Here is a 999-nt window from a genome sequence, read left to right as displayed (position 1 = left end):
CGGGATCATTTTGAACTGATAGGTGTTGAGGTAGCTGGCCGCTTCTTGGCTCGCTCGGAATACTCCGTCTTTAGAGTTGGAGAAGATAGTCACCGTGAATTTGGCTTTGCAGATCGGTTCGCCGTTGTCCAGCTTGTCGCTCAGCAGGTCGTAACCTTCACGAATGGTCTTCAAAGATGGGATCCACTTCACCATCGGCCCGTCGGTTTGCTGCACAATCCAGTTACGCTTTTGCGTGAACTTGGTCTTTGCGTTTTGCTGGTCAAAGAAGATCATGCTCATGGAGATAATGCAGGACGACTTAATGCCGGTTGCACCACTCATCATATCGCCGAGGAAGTATTGCGCCTGCCCTGGGAAGAACCGCTTAGGCAGTTTTTTGGCGCTCAGTGTGCGCACAAACGTCGTACCAGTGTGACGTTCACCACGCTGGTTTTCGTCTTCAGGACTGCCGAAAGCACAGTATTTATTGCGAATGAAAAACTCGCGATCAGGGTCAACCAGCTGTTCCGAGATCATCAAATCGTCTTGCACTTGCAGCGGATTACGGTCACGCCACGACGCCGTTTCCCCCTGATTCAAAATGGCAGACAGCACGTCGATGTAACGGTCACGCGTCAGTGTAGCAGGGCACAACCCCATGATCCCCAACGTAGTGTCGAACGTGTTACGGAACTCAGAAATCAAGTTGAATTCTTCTTCCCGCATATCGTATTCGTTTTTCACTGGCACCTTCACCGTGATCAGCAACAAACAGTTGCGCACACGGGTACCTGTCCCCTTCATTGGATAGTCGGTGCTGTGAAGCAGGAACTTAGAACGGTTGTAAATGGCATCCCGCAATACTTCGTCATCGCAGTCCATGCGCAGAGCGTCCATCTGATTAATTTTGCCAACGATGTTCGGGCTGGCAACCAGATCGAACTGCACAATGGTCTTCGCTGGGAAGTTGGACGACAGCAATGTTTGTAATTGCTGCATTTCTTTCCCACTGGTACC

The 999-nt window shown here is 50.7% G+C and carries 1 protein-coding gene; it reads right to left on the bottom strand.

Annotation, left to right across the window (positions count from 1 at the left end; all coding sequences use genetic code 11):
• On the bottom strand, positions 1-981 hold a 981-nt coding region (locus tag ACVRRC_RS21900; protein ID WP_472997561.1), incomplete at its 3' end, for a TraC family protein.
• Between the last annotated feature and the right edge of the window lie 18 nt (positions 982-999).

The organism is Stutzerimonas sp. LR2, from assembly GCF_055755175.1.
Note: the sequence above shows the minus strand (reverse complement) of the source record. Positions and strands in the feature narration are given on the sequence as shown.